Origin of the sequence: Micromonospora sp. NPDC048868 (assembly GCF_043198195.1) — a bacterium.
Classification (GTDB): domain Bacteria; phylum Actinomycetota; class Actinomycetes; order Mycobacteriales; family Micromonosporaceae; genus Micromonospora; species Micromonospora reichwaldensis.
Genome location: NZ_JBICUN010000004.1, coordinates 248,410 through 264,669 on the forward strand (window position 1 = coordinate 248,410; position 16,260 = coordinate 264,669).

General features: G+C 74.4%; 17 protein-coding genes and 2 pseudogenes. 6 read left to right on the plus strand and 13 right to left on the minus strand.

Annotated features, from left to right (window positions below; genetic code table 11):
• The first annotated feature begins 117 nt into the window (after positions 1 to 117).
• Positions 118 to 993 (plus strand): HAD family phosphatase, encoded by an 876-nt coding sequence (locus ACGFNF_RS08420; RefSeq protein WP_225852020.1) that lies wholly within the window; start codon positions 118 to 120, stop codon positions 991 to 993.
• Between the two features lie 72 nt (positions 994 to 1,065).
• Here ACGFNF_RS08420 and ACGFNF_RS08425 read toward each other — a convergent pair whose 3' ends face one another.
• The 8 genes and pseudogenes from ACGFNF_RS08425 to ACGFNF_RS08460 form a co-directional block, all read right to left on the minus strand.
• The gene (locus tag ACGFNF_RS08425) at positions 1,066 to 1,938 is read right to left on the minus strand and encodes a lysophospholipid acyltransferase family protein (RefSeq protein WP_393166872.1); all 873 of its coding nucleotides are present in this window, start codon (positions 1,936 to 1,938) and stop codon (positions 1,066 to 1,068) included.
• A 161-nt stretch (positions 1,939 to 2,099) separates the two neighbouring features.
• Positions 2,100 to 3,173: an NAD-dependent epimerase/dehydratase family protein gene (locus ACGFNF_RS08430; protein WP_357579604.1), complete on the minus strand. Its 1,074-nt coding sequence runs from the start codon at positions 3,171 to 3,173 to the stop codon at positions 2,100 to 2,102.
• Between the two features lie 120 nt (positions 3,174 to 3,293).
• Positions 3,294 to 3,395 (minus strand): 30S ribosomal protein bS22, encoded by a 102-nt coding sequence (locus ACGFNF_RS08435; RefSeq protein ID WP_007465623.1) that lies wholly within the window; start codon positions 3,393 to 3,395, stop codon positions 3,294 to 3,296.
• A 216-nt stretch (positions 3,396 to 3,611) separates the two neighbouring features.
• Positions 3,612 to 3,821, minus strand: coding sequence for a helix-turn-helix domain-containing protein (locus tag ACGFNF_RS08440; RefSeq protein WP_007465625.1), 210 nt, complete (start codon positions 3,819 to 3,821; stop codon positions 3,612 to 3,614).
• Positions 3,822 to 4,096: 275 nt separating this feature from the next.
• Positions 4,097 to 4,261: pseudogene (locus ACGFNF_RS08445) on the minus strand (ABC transporter ATP-binding protein); the annotation flags it as partial.
• A gap of 56 nt (positions 4,262 to 4,317) precedes the next feature.
• Positions 4,318 to 5,595: a hypothetical protein gene (locus ACGFNF_RS08450; protein WP_393166644.1), complete on the minus strand. Its 1,278-nt coding sequence runs from the start codon at positions 5,593 to 5,595 to the stop codon at positions 4,318 to 4,320.
• Between the two features lie 696 nt (positions 5,596 to 6,291).
• Positions 6,292 to 6,840 carry a TetR/AcrR family transcriptional regulator gene (locus ACGFNF_RS08455; protein ID WP_393166646.1) on the minus strand — a complete coding sequence of 183 codons (549 nt, stop codon included), beginning with the start codon at positions 6,838 to 6,840 and terminating at the stop codon, positions 6,292 to 6,294.
• A 22-nt stretch (positions 6,841 to 6,862) separates the two neighbouring features.
• Complete coding sequence (locus tag ACGFNF_RS08460; RefSeq protein WP_393166648.1) at positions 6,863 to 7,660, minus strand: alpha/beta fold hydrolase; 798 nt, start codon at positions 7,658 to 7,660, stop codon at positions 6,863 to 6,865.
• A 114-nt stretch (positions 7,661 to 7,774) separates the two neighbouring features.
• Here ACGFNF_RS08460 and ACGFNF_RS08465 point away from each other — a divergent pair.
• Positions 7,775 to 7,897: pseudogene (locus tag ACGFNF_RS08465) on the plus strand (VOC family protein); the annotation flags it as partial.
• A gap of 1 nt (position 7,898) precedes the next feature.
• Here ACGFNF_RS08465 and ACGFNF_RS08470 read toward each other — a convergent pair.
• Complete coding sequence (locus ACGFNF_RS08470; protein ID WP_311413165.1) at positions 7,899 to 8,819, minus strand: proline dehydrogenase family protein; 921 nt, start codon at positions 8,817 to 8,819, stop codon at positions 7,899 to 7,901.
• 131 nt (positions 8,820 to 8,950) lie between these two features.
• Between ACGFNF_RS08470 and ACGFNF_RS08475 the strand changes: the two genes are divergently transcribed.
• Genes ACGFNF_RS08475 through ACGFNF_RS08485 form a run of 3 tightly spaced genes read left to right on the plus strand, consistent with a single transcriptional unit; the run spans position 8,951 to position 10,980 of the window.
• Positions 8,951 to 9,220, plus strand: coding sequence for a hypothetical protein (locus ACGFNF_RS08475; protein WP_225852019.1), 270 nt, complete (start codon positions 8,951 to 8,953; stop codon positions 9,218 to 9,220).
• A gap of 1 nt (position 9,221) precedes the next feature.
• Entirely contained in the window at positions 9,222 to 10,388 is a 1,167-nt protein-coding gene (locus ACGFNF_RS08480) for a glutathionylspermidine synthase family protein (protein WP_357579314.1), read from the plus strand.
• 19 nt (positions 10,389 to 10,407) lie between these two features.
• Complete coding sequence (locus ACGFNF_RS08485) at positions 10,408 to 10,980, plus strand: CGNR zinc finger domain-containing protein (RefSeq protein WP_132230792.1); 573 nt, start codon at positions 10,408 to 10,410, stop codon at positions 10,978 to 10,980.
• A 134-nt stretch (positions 10,981 to 11,114) separates the two neighbouring features.
• Here ACGFNF_RS08485 and ACGFNF_RS08490 read toward each other — a convergent pair whose 3' ends face one another.
• Both ACGFNF_RS08490 and ACGFNF_RS08495 read right to left on the minus strand, forming a co-directional pair.
• On the minus strand, positions 11,115 to 11,921 hold the full coding sequence (locus tag ACGFNF_RS08490; RefSeq protein WP_207913771.1) for a sugar phosphate isomerase/epimerase: 807 nt from the start codon (positions 11,919 to 11,921) through the stop codon (positions 11,115 to 11,117).
• A gap of 192 nt (positions 11,922 to 12,113) precedes the next feature.
• Positions 12,114 to 13,058 (minus strand): Ppx/GppA phosphatase family protein, encoded by a 945-nt coding sequence (locus tag ACGFNF_RS08495; protein ID WP_357579313.1) that lies wholly within the window; start codon positions 13,056 to 13,058, stop codon positions 12,114 to 12,116.
• Between the two features lie 74 nt (positions 13,059 to 13,132).
• Between ACGFNF_RS08495 and ACGFNF_RS08500 the strand changes: the two genes are divergently transcribed.
• The gene (locus ACGFNF_RS08500) at positions 13,133 to 13,942 is read left to right on the plus strand and encodes a hypothetical protein (protein WP_132230790.1); all 810 of its coding nucleotides are present in this window, start codon (positions 13,133 to 13,135) and stop codon (positions 13,940 to 13,942) included.
• 56 nt (positions 13,943 to 13,998) lie between these two features.
• Here the strand turns inward: ACGFNF_RS08500 and ACGFNF_RS08505 are convergent, their stop codons facing one another.
• On the minus strand, positions 13,999 to 14,682 hold the full coding sequence (locus tag ACGFNF_RS08505; RefSeq protein WP_392998164.1) for a response regulator: 684 nt from the start codon (positions 14,680 to 14,682) through the stop codon (positions 13,999 to 14,001).
• A gap of 23 nt (positions 14,683 to 14,705) precedes the next feature.
• Complete coding sequence (locus ACGFNF_RS08510) at positions 14,706 to 15,992, minus strand: sensor histidine kinase (RefSeq protein WP_393166652.1); 1,287 nt, start codon at positions 15,990 to 15,992, stop codon at positions 14,706 to 14,708.
• Positions 15,993 to 16,260 lie beyond the last annotated feature (268 nt).

Consider the following 16,260-nt stretch of genomic DNA (forward strand, 5'->3'; position numbering starts at 1 on the left):
GCCGGAACCGGCCGAGACGTCCACGCCACAGTTCTCCCCATGGGCGGCCGTCCGCCAGGCGCGCCCGGCTACCCTCGCGGAAGCACACGTCGCGCCGGTCGAGCGGAGGGAGGTCGCGTGGTCCGCAGCCGCAAGGTGACCGTCAGCACCGACGCCCACGGTCACACCGCCGGCTGGGCGGAGACCGACTTCGCGCCTCTCGCTCCCCCGGAACCCGATCCGACCGCGGCGGCCTTCTTCGACGTCGACAACACGATGATGCGGGGCGCGTCGATCTACTGGTTCGCCCGGGGCCTCGCCGCGCGCGACTACTTCACCACCGCGGACCTGGCCCGGTTCGCCTGGCAGCAGCTGCGGTTCCGGCTGCTCGCCACCGAGCACGCCGGCGACATGTCGCAGGCCAAGGAGGCCGCCCTCGCCTTCGTCGAGGGCTGGCGGGTGGACGACGTCGAGCGCCTCGCGGAGGAGATCTTCGACGAGCTGATGGCGCCGCGGATCTGGGCCGGCACCCGCCAGCTCGCCCAGCGCCACCTGGACGCCGGCGAGCGGGTCTGGCTGGTCAGCGCCGCGCCCGTGGAGATCGGCCGGGTGATCGCCGCGCGGCTGGGCCTGACCGGCGCGGTCGGCACGGTCGCCGAGATCGTCGACGGCGCGTACACCGGCCGGCTGGTCGGCGACCTGATGCACGGCCCGGCCAAGGCGGAGGCGGTCACCCAGCTCGCCGCGGTCGAGGGGCTGGACCTGCGCCGCTGCACCGCCTACAGCGACTCGTGCAACGACCTGCCGATGCTCTCCATGGTGGGCCGGGGCGTGGCGGTGAACCCGGACGCGGCCCTGTTCAAGGAGGCCCGGCAGCGCGGCTGGGACGTCCGCGACTTCCGCACCGGCCGCCGCGCCGTCAAGATCGCCGTACCGTCCACCGCGGCGGCCGGCCTGGTCGCCGGGGCGGTGGGCGCCGGGCTGGCGCTGCACCGGCGCCGCCGCGACGGCTGACGACACCGGCCGCCCGCGCCGTCAGCCGCACCGGCCGCCTGCGCCCTCAGCGACCCGGGCCGGCCGCGTCCGTCAGGGGCCGAACGGGTCCGGGCGCCGCTCCAGCAGCTGGTGCAGGGTCTGCTGGATGGTCTCCCGCACCTGGTCCGCGAGGTTGAACACGACAAGCGGGTCGTCGGCGGAGTCGATCAGGTGCGCGGTGGGGATCGGCGGGCAGAACTCGATCAGCCACTTGCTCGGCAGCGGCACCATGCCGAGCGGTCCCAGCAGGGGGAACGTCGGCGTGACCGGGAAGTAGGGCAGCTTGAGCAGCCGCGCCAGGGGCTTGATGTCGGCGAGCATCGGATAGGTCTCCTCGCCGCCGACGATGGCGACCGGCACGATCGGGGTGCCCGTGCGCAGCGCCGCCGAGACGAACCCGCCCCGGCCGAAGCGTTGCAGCTTGTAGCGCTCGGAGTAGAGCTTGCCGATGCCCTTGAAGCCCTCGGGGAAGACGCCGACCAGCTCGCCGTTGCCGAGCAGCCGCTCCGCGTCCGGGTTGCAGGCGACCGTCCCGCCCGTCTTGCGGGCCAGCTCGGAGACCACCGGCATCCGGAAGACCAGGTCGGCGCCGAGCAGCCGCAGGTAGCGGCGGGCCGGGTGCTGGTCGTGCAGCGCGGCCGAGAGGATCAGCGCGTCCAGCGCCACGGTGCCCGAGTGGTTGCCGACCACCAGGCCGGCACCCTCGGTGGGCACGTGCTCCAGGCCGGTGACCTCGGTGCGGAACCAGTCGCGGTAGAGCATCCGCAGCAGCGGGTGGAAGACCGCGTCGGTGATCTCGGGATCGAAGCCGAACTCGTCGACCTCGTAGTCGCCGGAGAGCCGCCGACGCAGGAACGCCAGGCCCTTGGCGACCTTGCGGTCCCAGTGGTCGCCGGGCCGGTCCGGCACCGCCGGCCCGCCCACCGGGGCCGGCGCGTCGTGCGTGACCGTCTCGTCGGTGGCGGACGTGTCGGGCTCGTCGGGCGTGCCGAGCTGGTGTCCGTTCGCCCGCGCGGGCTCCGCGTCCGGCGCGGCCACGGTCAGCGGTACGTCGTAGCGGCCGTCGCGCCGCTCCTCGGGCCCGTTCACGAGCCCTCCCGCACGGCAGCCCGAACCTGCCGGATGCCGTCCAGCACGAGCTGCTCCGCGACCGCCAACTGGTCCCGGTTCACGACGACACCGCCGTAGTGGGCGTGGATGAAGTCGTCGAAGGCGGCGGCGGTGGAGCGGGGCGTGAAGCCGTACTCCCGCTCCAGCCGGCTGGTGTCGACGACCCGGCCGTGCACGAAGAGGTCGACCTGGTCCAGGCCGTAGCGGCCGAAGCCGAGGTTGCGGGCGATCGCGGCGGCGCTGGAGAGGCCGGGCTCCAGCACCGGCACGGCCACCCGGCCGGCCCGCCGGATCGCCTGCGACAGGGAGAGCACGCCCGGCCCGGCCACGTTGTACGTCCCCGGATGGTCCTCGACGATCGACCGGTGCAGCACCTCCAGCGCGTCGTCGAAGTGCAGGAACTGCAACCGGGGGTCCCGCCCGAACACGGTGGGCACCACCGGCCGGGAGAAGTAGCGGGTGAGGGTGGTGTCGGCGGTCGAGCCGATGAACGGCGCGAAGCGCAGCACGGTCGCGGTGACGTCGGGCCGGCGGCGGCGGAAGCCGCGGACGTACCCCTCGATGTCGAGGATGTCGCGGCCGAACCCGCCGCGCGGCACCTCGCGCGGCTCGGTCTCCTCGGTGAAGACGGCCGGGTCGCGGAAGGACGCCCCGTAGGCGGCCGTCGAGGAGCGGACCACGAGCTTGCGCAGCCGGGGCGCGCGCTGGCAGGCGGCGAGGAGCTGCATCGTGCCGATGACGTTCTGTTCCTTCATCGCCGAGCGGCCGCCGTGCTGCGGGTCCGGCGAGGTCACCAGCGCGAGGTGGACCACCGCGTCGACGTCGAGGTCGGCGAGGAGGCCGCCGAGCGAGCCGGCGTCGACGCGGACGCGCTCGACCCGGTCGAGCAGGTCGGAGAACTCGGCGCCGGGCTCGGGCTGGTCCACGCCGATGACCCGCTCGATGCGGGGGTCGGCCGCGAGCCGGGCCGCGACGTGTGCGCCGAGGTAGCGGCTGACCCCGGTGACGACGACGACCCCCGGGGCACCTGTGGTGCCACCGGGGGTCATGTCGCGCACCTTCCCCGGCAGGAGGGATCGAACCGGGACATCCGCGGCGTGATCACCTGAGCCTCCGAGGGTCGACAGTTGGCAAGTGAAGACGGGAGCCGGGTCGGAACCCGGCCCCGGTCACTTGCCGAGACGGCGACGCTGGACGCGGGTCTTGCGCAGCAGCTTGCGGTGCTTCTTCTTAGCCATGCGCTTGCGGCGCTTCTTGACCACCGAGCCCATACGAAAGCCTTTCGATGCAACGTGCGGGGCGACCGGATGACGCCACGGTGTGGCGTCGGCGACCGCTTGCGGACAACGGACCGGACCAGCGGGGTAGGCGGCAGGGCCCACCTGCGGTCACGGTCGGGGTCCAGGGTAGCCGGAGAGCGTCAGCAGGACCAACGCGCCCCCGTCGATGCCCGTTACGTCATGCTCGGACGACGGCCCGCGGGAGGGTCAGGCGGTTTCCTGAAAGGCGCCCCGCAGGTATTCGTGCACCGCGTGTTCGGGCACCCGGAACGACCGGCCGACCCGGACCGCAGTGAGCTCACCGCTGTGCACCAGGCGGTAGACCGTCATCTTCGACACCCGCATCACCGTCGCCACCTCGGCGACGGTGAGGAACTTGACCTCCGACAGCCGTCCGTCGGACTGCGACCCGGCCATGGCTCACCGACCAATCCCATGCCCGGCGCGTGCCACCGGACGGGTTCGTCCCGCCCGGACCGGCGACGCGCGTGTTACCAGTACGGTAGCGGGACGGCTGTGACCGGCGCGATCCCTTCGTACAACTGATCATGATTCTCGCCGGTGTCCACCCGACCGGTCGGTTCGTTGTCGAACCTGTTGCGCCCGGCGTCCGATCGGTCCTCGTCCGGGACACGCCGTCCGGGCCCGGGGCGGTCGGGACGCTGCCCGACGCACGTGGACGCCGCGACGGTCGGAACCGGGCCGCCGCGCGGAAGGCGTCCGGTGGCTCCGGTGGCGCCACCGGAGCCACCGGACGGGTGCCCCGGGCCGCTTCCGGACGCGGACCGGGGCTCCGCGCTGGGAGCGGGCACCAGTGTGTCAGGTCGCCCGGCGCGGCCCGACAGCGGTCGATCATGAATGTCGGGGGCCGCCCCGACCGGCGACGGCGGGGGCCACGGCGCCTCCCGGCCCGTCAGCCGACCACGGCCCGGACGTACCCGACGCACTCGTCGTGCAGGGCGGACCAGGGTTCGCCGAGGGCCTGCTCGGCCGCCCGGTCCACCGGCGTGCGCTCGTGCACCACGGCCGCGAAGAAGGCGAGCAGCCGCTCCGGGCCGAACCGGTCGACCAGGTGCCGGACCGCCAGGTAGGAGATGCCGTAGCTGCCGCTGACCCGGTCGGCCGGGGCGTCGTCGGCCGGGCTGAGGCTGTCGAGCCGGCCGTCCCAGCCGCCGCCGAGCAGGCGCCGCACCTCGTCCAGTCCCGCGTACCGGTCGATCGGCTCGCCGTCGGCGCCCGCGTACTCGGCCAGCCCCTCCACCAGCCACCAGGTGCCCTTGCCCGGGTAGCCCCGCTCGGGCAGGGACGCGGCGTGGGTCAGCTCGTGCCGGAGCAGGTCGTCCACCCCGCCGGGGACGAGCCCGTCGGCGTTGAGCACCACCTCGTGGTGGCCGCCGCCGACCGTGACCGCGTACCCGCCCGTCCACTTCGGTCGGCCGCCGCCGTACCAGCGCTGCCACTCGCCCCGGCCCGCGTAGAAGATCCGGTACCGGTCCGGCGTGCGGCCGCCCACGGCGTACGTGTCGGCCACCCGGGCCGCGGCCTCCGCCTGGGCCAGCAGGTCGGGCAGTTCCTTGCGCAGGGTGGGAGTGGTGGCCACGAGCGTACGCCGACCGACGGCCACGGCCAGTGCGCTGACCTCCCAGGGCCGGGTGCCGGTCTCGGCGGACCGGGACGGCTCCACGGCGAGCAGCCGGGGCCGCTCCCCCGCCCGCCACCGGGTGCCGGTCAGCACACGGCTGGTGCGGCAGTCCGGCGTGACGAAGCAGTAGCGGAACTCGACAAGCAACCGCCACTCGCCCGGCCGGCCCTCCACCGGGGTGGGCAGGCCGTTGGCGCCGGCCTGCCAGGCGGTCACCCGCAGCGCGCGCAGCGCGGCGTACCGGCGGCGCAGGTCCGGATGCGCGACCGGCTCCGCGACCGCCAGGAACCCGGCGCGGTCCCCGCCGAGCAGGGCGGCGGACTGCCGGGCCAGTTCCGCCGTCATCCGCTCGCCGAGCCGGCGGGCGGCCGCGGTGGCGGGGTCGTCGTCCGGCGCGGCGGACGCCCCCGGGGCCGGCGGGTCACCGGCGCGCACCAGGCCGGCCACCAGCGCCGCGGGCAGGCCGCAGGCCAGCAGCAGTACGACCACCGCCAGCGCCACCCCGAGCGGCCGGATCCGCCGCGACGGCCGCACGGTGCCCGCTGCCACCGGAACGGCCGGCGCGGCGGGCTCGATCGTCCCGGCGGGGCCAGTGGGCTCGGCCCTCCCAGTGGGCGCGGCTTCCTCGGCGGGCTCGGCCCCCTCTACGGGCGCGGCCCTCTCGGCGGGGCCAGCCGGCTCGGCGGGCTCGGCGGGCTCGGCGGGCTCGGCGGGCTCGGCGGGCTCGGCGGGGTCAGCCAACTCGGCCCTCTCGGCGGGCTCAGCCTCAACCTCGGACTCGGCCTCGACAATGGACTCGGCGCCGTCAGCCGGCTCGGCCCCGACCGTGGGCCCGGGGCCGTCAGCGGGCTCGGCGCCGCCAGCCGGCTCGACCTCGACCGTGGGCCCGGCCCCGTCAGTGGGCTCAGCGCCGTCAGTGGGCTCAGCGCCGTCAGTGGGCTCAGCGCCGTCAGTGGGCTCGGTCTCTTCTGTCGCGGCGGCCGGCGTGCCGTCCGTCACCGGTCGGCCGTCCGTTCCGGGCTGCCCGTCAGTCACCCGCCGAAGGGTACGACCATCGGGCCGGCCGGGCGACCACGGCCCGGCGAGCCGCGCCGCCTGGCAGGCCGGAGCGCGGCGGTAAACGGCGGCACGGCGACGGCGGCGCCCACCCGGACGGGCGTCGCCGCGTCCAGGGACCAGCCCACCGGCCGCCGACGGCCGGCACGGCCAGGTCCAGCGGGAAGAGCGGCGGCAGGCCCAGGGCCGTCAGCTGCCGTCCGCGCGGGGCCAGGACCGGAACGCGCCGTCCAGCGCGGCGACCAGGTTGTCGAACGTGGCGCCTACGGCGCGGGGCATGCCGAAGCCGCCGGTCGCCTCCAGCGAGACGAACCCGTGCAGGGTGCTACGCAGCATCCGGGTCGCGTCGACGGCGTCGTCGCCGTCGAGCCCGTAGCCCCGCAGGGTGGCCCGGATCGCCCCGACGGCCCGCTCGCCGGCGGCGACGTGTTCCGGGTCGGCCGGGTCCGGCACCCGCTGGGTGGCCGGGTAGCGACCGGGGTGCCGGTGCGCGTACGCCCGGTAGGCGGCGGCGACGGCCCGCAGCGCGTCCCCGCCGGCCCGGCCCGCGGCGGCGGCGGTCAGTTCGTCGGCGAGCTCGGCGGTGGCCAGCGCGGAGAGCTTCTGGGCGAGCGCGTCGGCCCCCCGCACGTGCTTGTAGAGGCTCGGCAGCGCGACGCCGAGCCGGTTGGCCAGCGCGGCGAGGGTGAGCTGGTCGGCGCCGACCTCGTCGGCCAGCCGGGCCGCCTCGCGCACCACGCTCGCCTGGGTAAGCCCGGCCCTAGGCACCGGTGACCGCCAGGAACTCGGCGAGCTGGGCGGCGGTGCGCGCCGGCTGGTCGGCGTGCGGGTAGTGGCCGGAGTCGTCGATCATCCGTGCCTCGGCGGTGGCGAAGAGCCGGCGGGCTGCCCGCGCCCCGGCACCCGGGTCGCGGAAGTCCGGGTCCTTCGTGCCCATCAGCACCAGCACCGGCTGCCGGACCTCGCGGGCGCGGGCCGTCCAGTGCGGGTCGGCCGGCGCGATCACGCCGCGCATCGCCGCCATCCGGCCAGGCTCGCGCAGGGTGGCGACCATCGCCCTGCGGTACGCGGCGTCGTCGGCCGGCCGCTCGCACGGGAAGAGCGTGCGGTGGAAGAGCCCGAACAGCCGGGGGCTGCGCAGCACGGCGGCCAGGGCCACCCGCATGAACGGGTTGAGCTTCGGCTCCTCGGCGAACGGGGCGAGCTGGACGATGCCGTTGACCAGCGCGGGATCGTCGGCGGCGGCGAAGACCACTGCCGCCGCGCTGGACGAGCTGCCGACGAGGGTGGCCGGTCCGCCGCCGAGGTCGCGGACCACCGCGAGCAGGTCGGCACCGACCTCCGCCGGGGCGTACGACGGCCAGCCGGCGCTGGACGCGCCGTGCCCCCGGACGTCCACCGCCGCCACCCGGTGCCCGGCCGCGACGAGCAGCGGGACCAGGTGGCGGAACGAGCCGCGGTTCTCCCCCATGCCGTGCGAGAGGACGACGAGCGGCCCCCGCCCGTGCACCTCGTAGGCGATCCGCCCGCCGTCCCGCTCCACATAGCTAACCGTCATAACTTAAAAGCTAATGCAGTTAGCCAACGCCGTCAAGGGCTTGACCTCACGCCGGGTTCAGGTCGCACGATCGGGTCATGTCGCTCGCCCCCACGCGACGGGCTGGTCCGGGAACTGGAACGGGCCGGCGGGACGAGGGTCTCCGCCGGCCCGTACTGGGACCGCTGGGGGGTGACAGTGGCCGATCCGGACGGCTACCGCCTGGTGCTGAGCACCCGGGGCTGGCCGAACGGCTGACCTACTTCTTCGACAGCACGGCCCGGCCGAAGAACATCAGGTTGGCCGGGCGCTCGGCGAGCCGGCGCATCAGGTAGCCGTACCAGTCCTCGCCGTAGGGCAGGTAGGTGCGCACGGTGTAGCCCTCGCCGGCCAGCCGGGCCTGCTCCTCCGGGCGGATGCCGTAGAGCATCTGGAACTCGAAGCGCTCGGGGCCGCGGTCGAACCAGCGGGCCCGGTCCTCCCCGATGGCGATCAGGCGGGGGTCGTGGGTGGCCAGCATCGGGTAGCCGTCGCCGGACATGAGGATGTTCATGCACCGCACGTAGGACTTGTCCACCTCGCGCGCGGACTGGTAGGCCACCGACTCCGGCTCCTTGTACGCGCCCTTGCACAGCCGCACCCGGGAACCGGCCGTGGCCAGCTCGCGGCAGTCCGACTCCGTCCGCCGCAGGTACGCCTGGAGCACGGCCCCGGTCGACGGGTGGTCCTTGCGCAGCTTGGCGAGGATGTCGAGCGTCGAGTCGGTGGTGGTGTGGTCCTCCATGTCCAGGGTGACCGTGGTGCCCGCCTCCTCGGCGGCGGCGCAGATCGCCCGCGCGTTGTCGTAGGCGAGCTGCTCGTCGAACATCTGGCCCAGCGCCGACAGCTTGACGCTCACCTCGGCGGCCGGGGTGAGCCCCGCCTCGGCGAGCCGCCGGAGCAGCCCGACGTACTCGTCGCGGGTGGCGGTGGCCTGCTCGGGGGTGACGGTGTCCTCGCCGAGGTTGTCGAGGGTGACCGCGAGACCGTCGTCGACGAGTTCGCGGGTCGCGCGCAACGCGTCGTCGGTCTTGGCGCCGGCGACGAACCGGCGGACGAGGTCCCGCGTGAACGGGGCCGTCGCGACGAGCCGCTCGACCTGGGGTGACCGGGAGGCGGCGAGGATGACGGTACGGAGCATGGACCGAGCGTAACGCCCGCCGGTGGCCCCGCGCGGGGCAGCGGGCGCAGCCTCGGTCGCCAGGTCCCAACACCGTCACAGGCACCGACCGGGGGCGGACGGCGGTGGCTTCCATCGGTTACAACGATGACGTGGAACAACGCCCCCGCCGCCGACTCCGGTCGGCCTCCGTGCAGCTCGGCGCGCTCACCGTCCTCGCGCTCACCCTCTCCGGCTGCAACATGTCCTCGGACGACGACGATGACGACTGCGCCCTCGGCCCCGTGGGCGGCGGCGAGACGGTGGCCCTGGCGCTGCGGGCGCCCACGGTGACCGCCGGACGCACCGCGCCGGAGCCGGCCGCCGCGGCGGTGCCCGACCGGGGCGGCTTCGGCACCCACCTCGCCTCCTGCGGCGGCTGAGGTGCGCCGGGAGTCGGTCACCCCCCGCCCGGACTGGGACGCCACGATCCGCTCACAGGGCCTGGTGTACGTCGACACCGAGCTGCCCGACGGCGGCATCATGTCGTACTGGGACGAGACCGCCGCGTACGCGTTCGAGCTGGACGAGGTGCTGCGGCTGGAGGAGGCGACCGAGGAGCTGCACCGGATGTCGGTCGCCGCCGCCGAGCACGTCGTCGCGCGCAACCGCTACGCCGAGTTCGGCATCCCCGCCTGGGCGGCCGAGGCCGTGGCCCGGTCGCTGCGCGAGGCGCCGCCCACCCTCTACGGGCGCTTCGACCTCGCCTACGACGGCAGCTGGCCGCCGAAGATGCTGGAATACAACGCCGACACCCCCACCGCGCTGGTCGAGGCGAGCATCATCCAGTGGTACTGGCTGGAGCACACCCGGCCGGAGCTGGACCAGTGGAACAGCCTGCACGAGCGCCTCGTCGAGGCCTGGGCGAAGATCGGCGCGGGGCTGCACGACCGCCGGGTGCACGTGCTCTGGTCCAACGAGGAGGAGTCCGGCGAGGACCACATGACCGCCGGCTACCTCGCCGAGACCGCCCGCCAGGCCGGGCTGGAGGTCACGCTCCAGCCGATCCAGCGGCTCGGCTGGGACGGCCGCCGCTTCGTCGACGCCGCCGACCAGCCGGTCACCACCTGCTTCAAGCTCTATCCCTGGGAGTGGATGCTCGCCGAGCCGTACGGGCCGCTGGCGCTGGAGCCGGGCACCCCGACGACCTGGATCGAGCCGGCGTGGAAGCTGCTGCTGTCGAACAAGGCGCTGCTCGCCGTGCTCTGGGAGCTGTACCCGGGCCACGAGCTGCTGCTGCCGGCGTACCTCGACTCGCCGCGCGGCATGACCGAGTACGTGGCCAAGCCGCTGCTCGGCCGCGAGGGCGGCTCGGTGCGGATCGTCACCGGCGACACCGAGATCACCAACCCGGGGATCTACGGCGACGAGGGCTGGTGCTACCAGGAGTTCCGGGCGCTGCCGGAGTTCGCCGGCAACCGGGTGGTGCTGGGCAGCTGGATCGTCGACGGCGAGTCTGCCGGGGTGGGGGTGCGGGAGAGCGCGAGCCTCATCACCGACGGCTACGCGCGGTTCCTGCCGCACTACATCGACGCGCCACGGGTCCCCTGAGTCGTCTACGGTTGTGGGCGTGAACTTCGACGCGTACGCCCGGACCGGCGTTGACCTCGTCAACGCCCGCCTGGACGACCTCGACGACCTCCGGGCCCTCTTCCCCGACGACAACGCGTGGATGCGCGACGAGGTGGCGGAACGGGACCTCGCGACATTCCGGCGGGCGCAGAAGCGCTTGCGCGACGTCTTCGAGTACGGCACATCCGGGCGGGACGCCCAGGCGGTGACCGAGCTCAACGCGCTGCTGGAGGCGTTCCCGGTGCAGCCCCGCATCTCCGGGCACGACTCCAGCGACTGGCACATGCACGTGACCAGCCGGGGCGCCTCGGTGAGTGCCGAATACCTGGCCGGCGCCGCCTGGGGGCTGTCGGTCTGGCTCTGCGAGTACGGCAGCGCCCGGTTCGGGGTGTGTGCCGACGACCGCTGCGGCAACGTCTACCTGGACACCTCGTCCAACTGCTGCCGGCGGTTCTGCTCGGAACGCTGCGCCACCCGCTCGCACGTGGCCGCCCACCGCGCCCGCAAGCGCGCGGCCATCGGCGAGCAGGCCGGCGTGAGCAGCAAGGAATCGCTCAGCACGACCGTCTGACGCCGTACCCGGCCGGCGCCCTCGCGCCGGCCGGGCGCGGCGCGGCGGCACTCCGGGCGGCCACCGGGCACGGCGCGGCCTTCAGGCGTCTACCCGGCGCGGCGCGGCGTTCAGGCGTCTACCTGGCGCGGCGGTCAGGCGTCGACCGGGGACGGGGTGCCGAGGTGCTGGCGGGCGAACGCCAGCGACTCCCGTAGGTCGGCCTCCCGCACGGCGCGGCTCTTCGCGCCCCGGGTGGTGACCTCCACGGCGACCGAGCCGGTGAAGCCGCGCCCGGCCAGCGAGGAGAGCAGCTCGCCGCAGGGCTGGGTGCCGCGCCCCGGCACCAGGTGCTCGTCGCGGCCCTCGCCGGTGCCGTCGCCGAGGTGCACGTGGGCCAGGTTGGCCCCCATCCGGTCGGCCATCGCCAGCGAGTCGGTGTGCGAGGCGGCGCAGTGCGACAGGTCGAGCGTGTAGGAGTCGTACCCCGTCTCGGTCGGGTCCCAGCCCGGGACGTACGGCACGAACTGCCGCCCCGCCATCCGGACCGGGTACATGTTCTCGACCGGGAAGCGCAGGTCGGGGTGGTCGGCGGCGATCGCGGCGAGCCCGTCGGCGAAGTTGCGCGCGTAGTCCCGCTGCCAGGTGAACGGCGGGTGCACCACCACGGTGGGCGCCCCGAGCGTCGCCGCCAGCTCCGCGGAGCGGCGCAGCCGCTCCCACGGGTCGGGGCTCCACACCCGCTGCGTGACCAGCAGGCAGGGCGCGTGGACGGAGAGCACCGGGACGCCGTAGTGCTCGGCGAGCCCGCGCAGCGCGCCGGCGTCCTGGCTGACGGCGTCGGTCCAGACCATCACCTCGACGCCGTCGTAGCCGAGCGCGGCGGCCAACTGGAACGCCGCCGCGGTCCGCTCAGGGAAGACCGAGGACGTGGACAGGAGCACGGGGACGCGGGAAGTCACACCATCGAGGGTAGCCGGGGTCGATCGACACCTCGTGACGAGAGACCGCAAACCGCCCAGATCACACCGGACTGGCTATCGTTCGCGACTGCGGGGCTCGCAAGCTCACTCCTCGCGCTCACACCGAGCCGGCTTTCGTTCGCGACTGCGGGGCTCGCAAGCTCACTCCTCGCGCTCACACCGAGCCGCCTCTTACACCGGGCCGAGCTGGTCCAGGTGGCGCAGGATCACGCCCTCGCGCAGCGCCCAGGGGCAGATGTCCAGCGCGTCCACGTCCAGCTGGCGCAGCACGGCCTCGGCGACGACCGCCCCGGCGAGCAGCTGGTGGGCCCGGCCGGCGCTGACCCCCTCCAGCTCGACGAGCTGGGCCGGCGGGATGTGCCGGATGAAGCCGAGCACCTGGCGCAGCCCGGCGCGGGTGAGCCTGCGGGGCGCCCACAGTCCGGCGCCGGAGGGCGCCGCGCCGGCCAGCCGGGCCAGCGTCCGGAACGTCTTCGAGGTGGCCACCGGCCGCTCCCAGCCCACCGCGGTCAGCTGCGCGACGACCGGTTCCAGCAGCCCGTCGACGTACGCCCGCAGCTCGTCGACCGCCTCGGCCGGCGGCGGCGCCGCGCTGTCGGGGGCCACCCGGAGCCGGTCCCGGGTGAGCCGGCCGGCGCCGAGCGGCAGGGAGACCGCCACGGCCGGGTCCTCGTCGATGCCGGCCGCGAGCTCCAGCGAGCCGCCGCCGATGTCCAGCACCAGCAGCCGGCCCGCCGACCAGCCGAACCAGCGCCGCACCGCGAGGAAGGTCAGCCGCGCCTCGTCCGCACCCGGCAGCACCTCCAGGCGTACGTCGGTCTCGTCGCGCACCCGCGCCAGCACCTCGGCGGCGTTTGTGGCGTCGCGGACGGCGGAGGTGGCGAACGCGATCAGGTCCTCGGCTCCCAGCCCGGCGGCGGCCGCCTTGGCCATGCCGACCGCCTTGACCAGGCCGTCCGCGCCGGCCTCGGTGAGCGCGCCGTCCGGGCCGATCTGCTCGGCCAGCCGCAGCACGACCTTCTCCGAGTGCGCCGGCCAGGGGTGCGCCCCGTGATGGGCGTCGACCACCAGCAGATGCACCGTGTTGGAACCGACGTCGAGGACACCCAGTCGCATGCTGAAGACACTAGGGCCAACCGGATTGCGCGGCTCGGCGGACCGGCGGGGGCCCCGGGCGTACGCTGGGCCGGGTGACAGGCCAGATCGAACTCCGTGTGCTGGTGGACGACCCGGACGACCCCCGCAGCCGCGAGGTGCCCCTGGACTTTCCCCGGGAGTGGATCGAGTTCGCCGACCCGGCGGACGACAACCATCTCATCCGGGCCGACCTGACGTGGCTGCTCTCCCGCTGGACGTGCGTCTTCGGGCGGGGCTGCCACGGCATCGTCGCCGGTCGGGCCGCCGACGGCTGCTGCTCGCACGGCGCGTTCTTCACCGACTCCGACGACGAGCAGCGGGTCCGGGCCGCGGTGAAGCGGCTGACCCCGGCGACGTGGCAGCACTTCCGGCGCGGGTTCAAGAACTGGACCGAGAACGACACGATCGACGGCAAGAACTCCGCCCGCCGCACCGCCACCCAGGAGGCGGACGGGCCGTGCGTCTTCCTCAACGACGCCGGCTTCCCGGGCGGCGCCGGCTGCGCCCTGCACGCGCAGGCGCTGCGCGACGGGGTGCACCCGCTGGAATACAAGCCCGACGTCTGCTGGCAGCTGCCGATCCGCCGCGACCAGGAGTGGGTCAAGCGGCCGGACAACACGAAGGTGCTGGTCTCCACGCTCTCCGAGTTCGACCGGCGGGGCTGGGGTGCCGGCGGGCACGACCTGGACTGGTGGTGCACGTCCTCCACCGACGCGCACGTCGGCAGCGAGCCGATGTACGTCTCGTACGGCCCGGAGCTGACCGCGCTCGTGGGCGCCCCCGCGTACGCGAAGCTGGCCGAGGTGTGCGGGGCACGCAGGCGGCAGGGCATGGTCGCCCCGCACCCCGCCGACGGCGCCTGACCGACCGACGACGACGGGGCCCGCGCGCGGCGCGGGCCCCGTCGTGCGTACGCCGGTCAGGGCTCGAACTTGTAGCCCAGACCCCGCACGGTGACGATGAAGCGCGGCGCGGACGGCTCCGGCTCGACCTTGGAGCGCAGCCGCTTGACGTGCACGTCGAGGGTCTTGGTGTCGCCGACGTAGTCGGCCCCCCAGACCCGGTCGATGAGCTGGCCCCGGGTGAGCACCCGGCCTGCGTTGCGCAGCAGCAGCTCCAGCAGCTCGAACTCCTTGAGCGGTAGCTGGACCGGGGCGCCGTCGACGGTCACCACGTGCCGTTCGATGTCCATCCGGACCGGGCCGGCGGCCAGCGTCGGCCCGCCCGACTCGGCGGCCTCGGCGCTCTGCCGCCGCAGCACCGCCCGGATCCGGGCGACCAGTTCCCGGGGCGAGTACGGCTTGGTCACGTAGTCGTCGGCGCCGATCTCCAGGCCGACCACCTTGTCGATCTCACTGTCCCGGGCGGTGACCATGATGATCGGCACGTGCGAGCGCTGCCGGAGCTGCCGGCACACCTCGGTGCCGGACATCTCGGGCAGCATCAGGTCGAGCAGCACGATGTCGGCGCCGGTCCGGTCGAACTCGGTGAGGGCGTCGGTCCCCGTCGCGGCGACGGACACCTCGAAACCCTCCTTGCGGAGCATGTACGACAGGGCGTCGGAGAACGACTCCTCGTCCTCGACCACCAGTACGCGGCTCAACGGGACTTCCTTTCCATGTGCTGTCAGGCCTGCCGGAGCTCGGCCGGACCGGCCTCGATCCCAGCGGGCGGCGGTGTCGCCAGGCCCTCGTCGGGGGGACGGGTGGGCAGCCGGAGGGTGAACGTCGATCCACCACCAAGAGTGCTCGACACCTCCACCCTTCCGCCATGGTTGCCGGCGATGTGTTTCACGATGGCCAGCCCGAGGCCGGTGCCGCCGGTCGACCGGGACCGGGCCTGGTCGGCCCGGTAGAACCGTTCGAAGATCCGGTCGACGTCGGTCGGGGCGATCCCGATGCCCTGGTCGGCGACGGAGATCTCCACGTGTTCGTCGGCGGCGCGGGCGGTGATCCGGACGGTGGTGTCCTCGCCCGAGTAGTTGACGGCGTTCTCCACCAGGTTCGACACGGCCGTGGCGAGCTGGGTGTCGCTGCCGTGGACGGTCAGGCCCCGTTCGGCGTCGACGGCCACCTCGATCCGGCGGGCGGCGGCGGAGGTGCGGGTCCGGTCGATGACCTCGGCGATCACCCAGTCGATCGCAACCGGCTCCGGGGGCGGCTGCGGCTCGGCGCCCTGGAGGCGGGTCAGCTCCAGCAACTCCTGCACCAGGCGGCCCAGCCGGGTCGACTCGTGCTGGATGCGCTCGGCGAACCGACGCGCGGCGACCAGGTCCTCGGAGAGGTCGGGCGCGCCCGCCCCGGCGGGCTCGGTGGCGTCCAGCAGCGCCTCGGCGAGGAGTTGCAGGGCCCCGATGGGGGTCTTGAGCTCGTGGCTGACGTTGGCGACGAAGTCGCGGCGGACCCGGGCCAGCCGGTGCGACTCGGTCACGTCCGAGGCCTCGACGGCGATGAAGCCCGCCCCGATCCCCATCGCCCGCAGGTGCACCCCGAGCGGGTTCACCCCGGCGTTGTCGCGGCCCCGCGGCAGGTCCAGCTCGATCTCGCGCCGCACGCCGGTGCGGCGGACCTGCCCGGCGAGCGTACGGATCAGCGGGTGGGCGGCGATCGAGCCCTGGGTGGCGCCGGTGCGGAGCAGCCCCATCGCGCGGGCGGCCGGGTTGACCAGGACGGGCAGGTCGTCGGGGTCGAGCACGACCACGCCGGCCCGCAGGGAGTCGATGGTCCGGCGGCCGATGCCGGACTGCGGATCCTCGGCTATCGGGAGCCTCCCGGAGGTGTGGGGGTAGCCGGACCGGCTCCCCGCCCGCGTGGCGCGTTCGCCCAGCGCCGGAACGAGCCGGGGCAGCAGCACCCCGGCGACCAGTCCGACCGCCAGCCCCACGGCCACCGCGACCGTCACCGCCCATTCCACTCGGCGATCGTAGGGTCATTGTTAACCTGGCAACCACCACAAATAGGATGAATCACCTTCGCTTCCGGCAAAGTTCACTCCCGCGTCCGGCGTCGTTCACCGAGGTTCACCTCGGGTCTCCCCGCCCGACCTACCGTGGGCGGCGTACCTGCTCCCGGCCGGTCCGGGGGCGGCGCACCTGCTCCCGCCGGTCCCGGCCGGCGACCATCGACCCTCGCATGCGCCACGGAGCCGGCGACCGGCGACCGTTGCGCCGGCCCCGGCGGGG

What these genes read in the sequence shown, in the direction of transcription:
- ACGFNF_RS08430 (WP_357579604.1), bottom strand. Translation starts at nt 3,173, where the DNA reads ATGACCCCCGGTGGCACCACAGGTGCCCCGGGGGTCGTCGTCGTCACC.
- ACGFNF_RS08435 (WP_007465623.1), bottom strand. Translation starts at nt 3,395, where the DNA reads ATGGGCTCGGTGGTCAAGAAGCGCCGCAAGCGCATGGCTAAGAAGAAG.
- ACGFNF_RS08440 (WP_007465625.1), bottom strand. Translation starts at nt 3,821, where the DNA reads ATGGCCGGGTCGCAGTCCGACGGACGGCTGTCGGAGGTCAAGTTCCTC.
- ACGFNF_RS08460 (WP_393166648.1), bottom strand. Translation starts at nt 7,660, where the DNA reads ATGACGGTTAGCTATGTGGAGCGGGACGGCGGGCGGATCGCCTACGAG.
- ACGFNF_RS08470 (WP_311413165.1), bottom strand. Translation starts at nt 8,819, where the DNA reads ATGCTCCGTACCGTCATCCTCGCCGCCTCCCGGTCACCCCAGGTCGAG.
- ACGFNF_RS08495 (WP_357579313.1), bottom strand. Translation starts at nt 13,058, where the DNA reads ATGCGACTGGGTGTCCTCGACGTCGGTTCCAACACGGTGCATCTGCTG.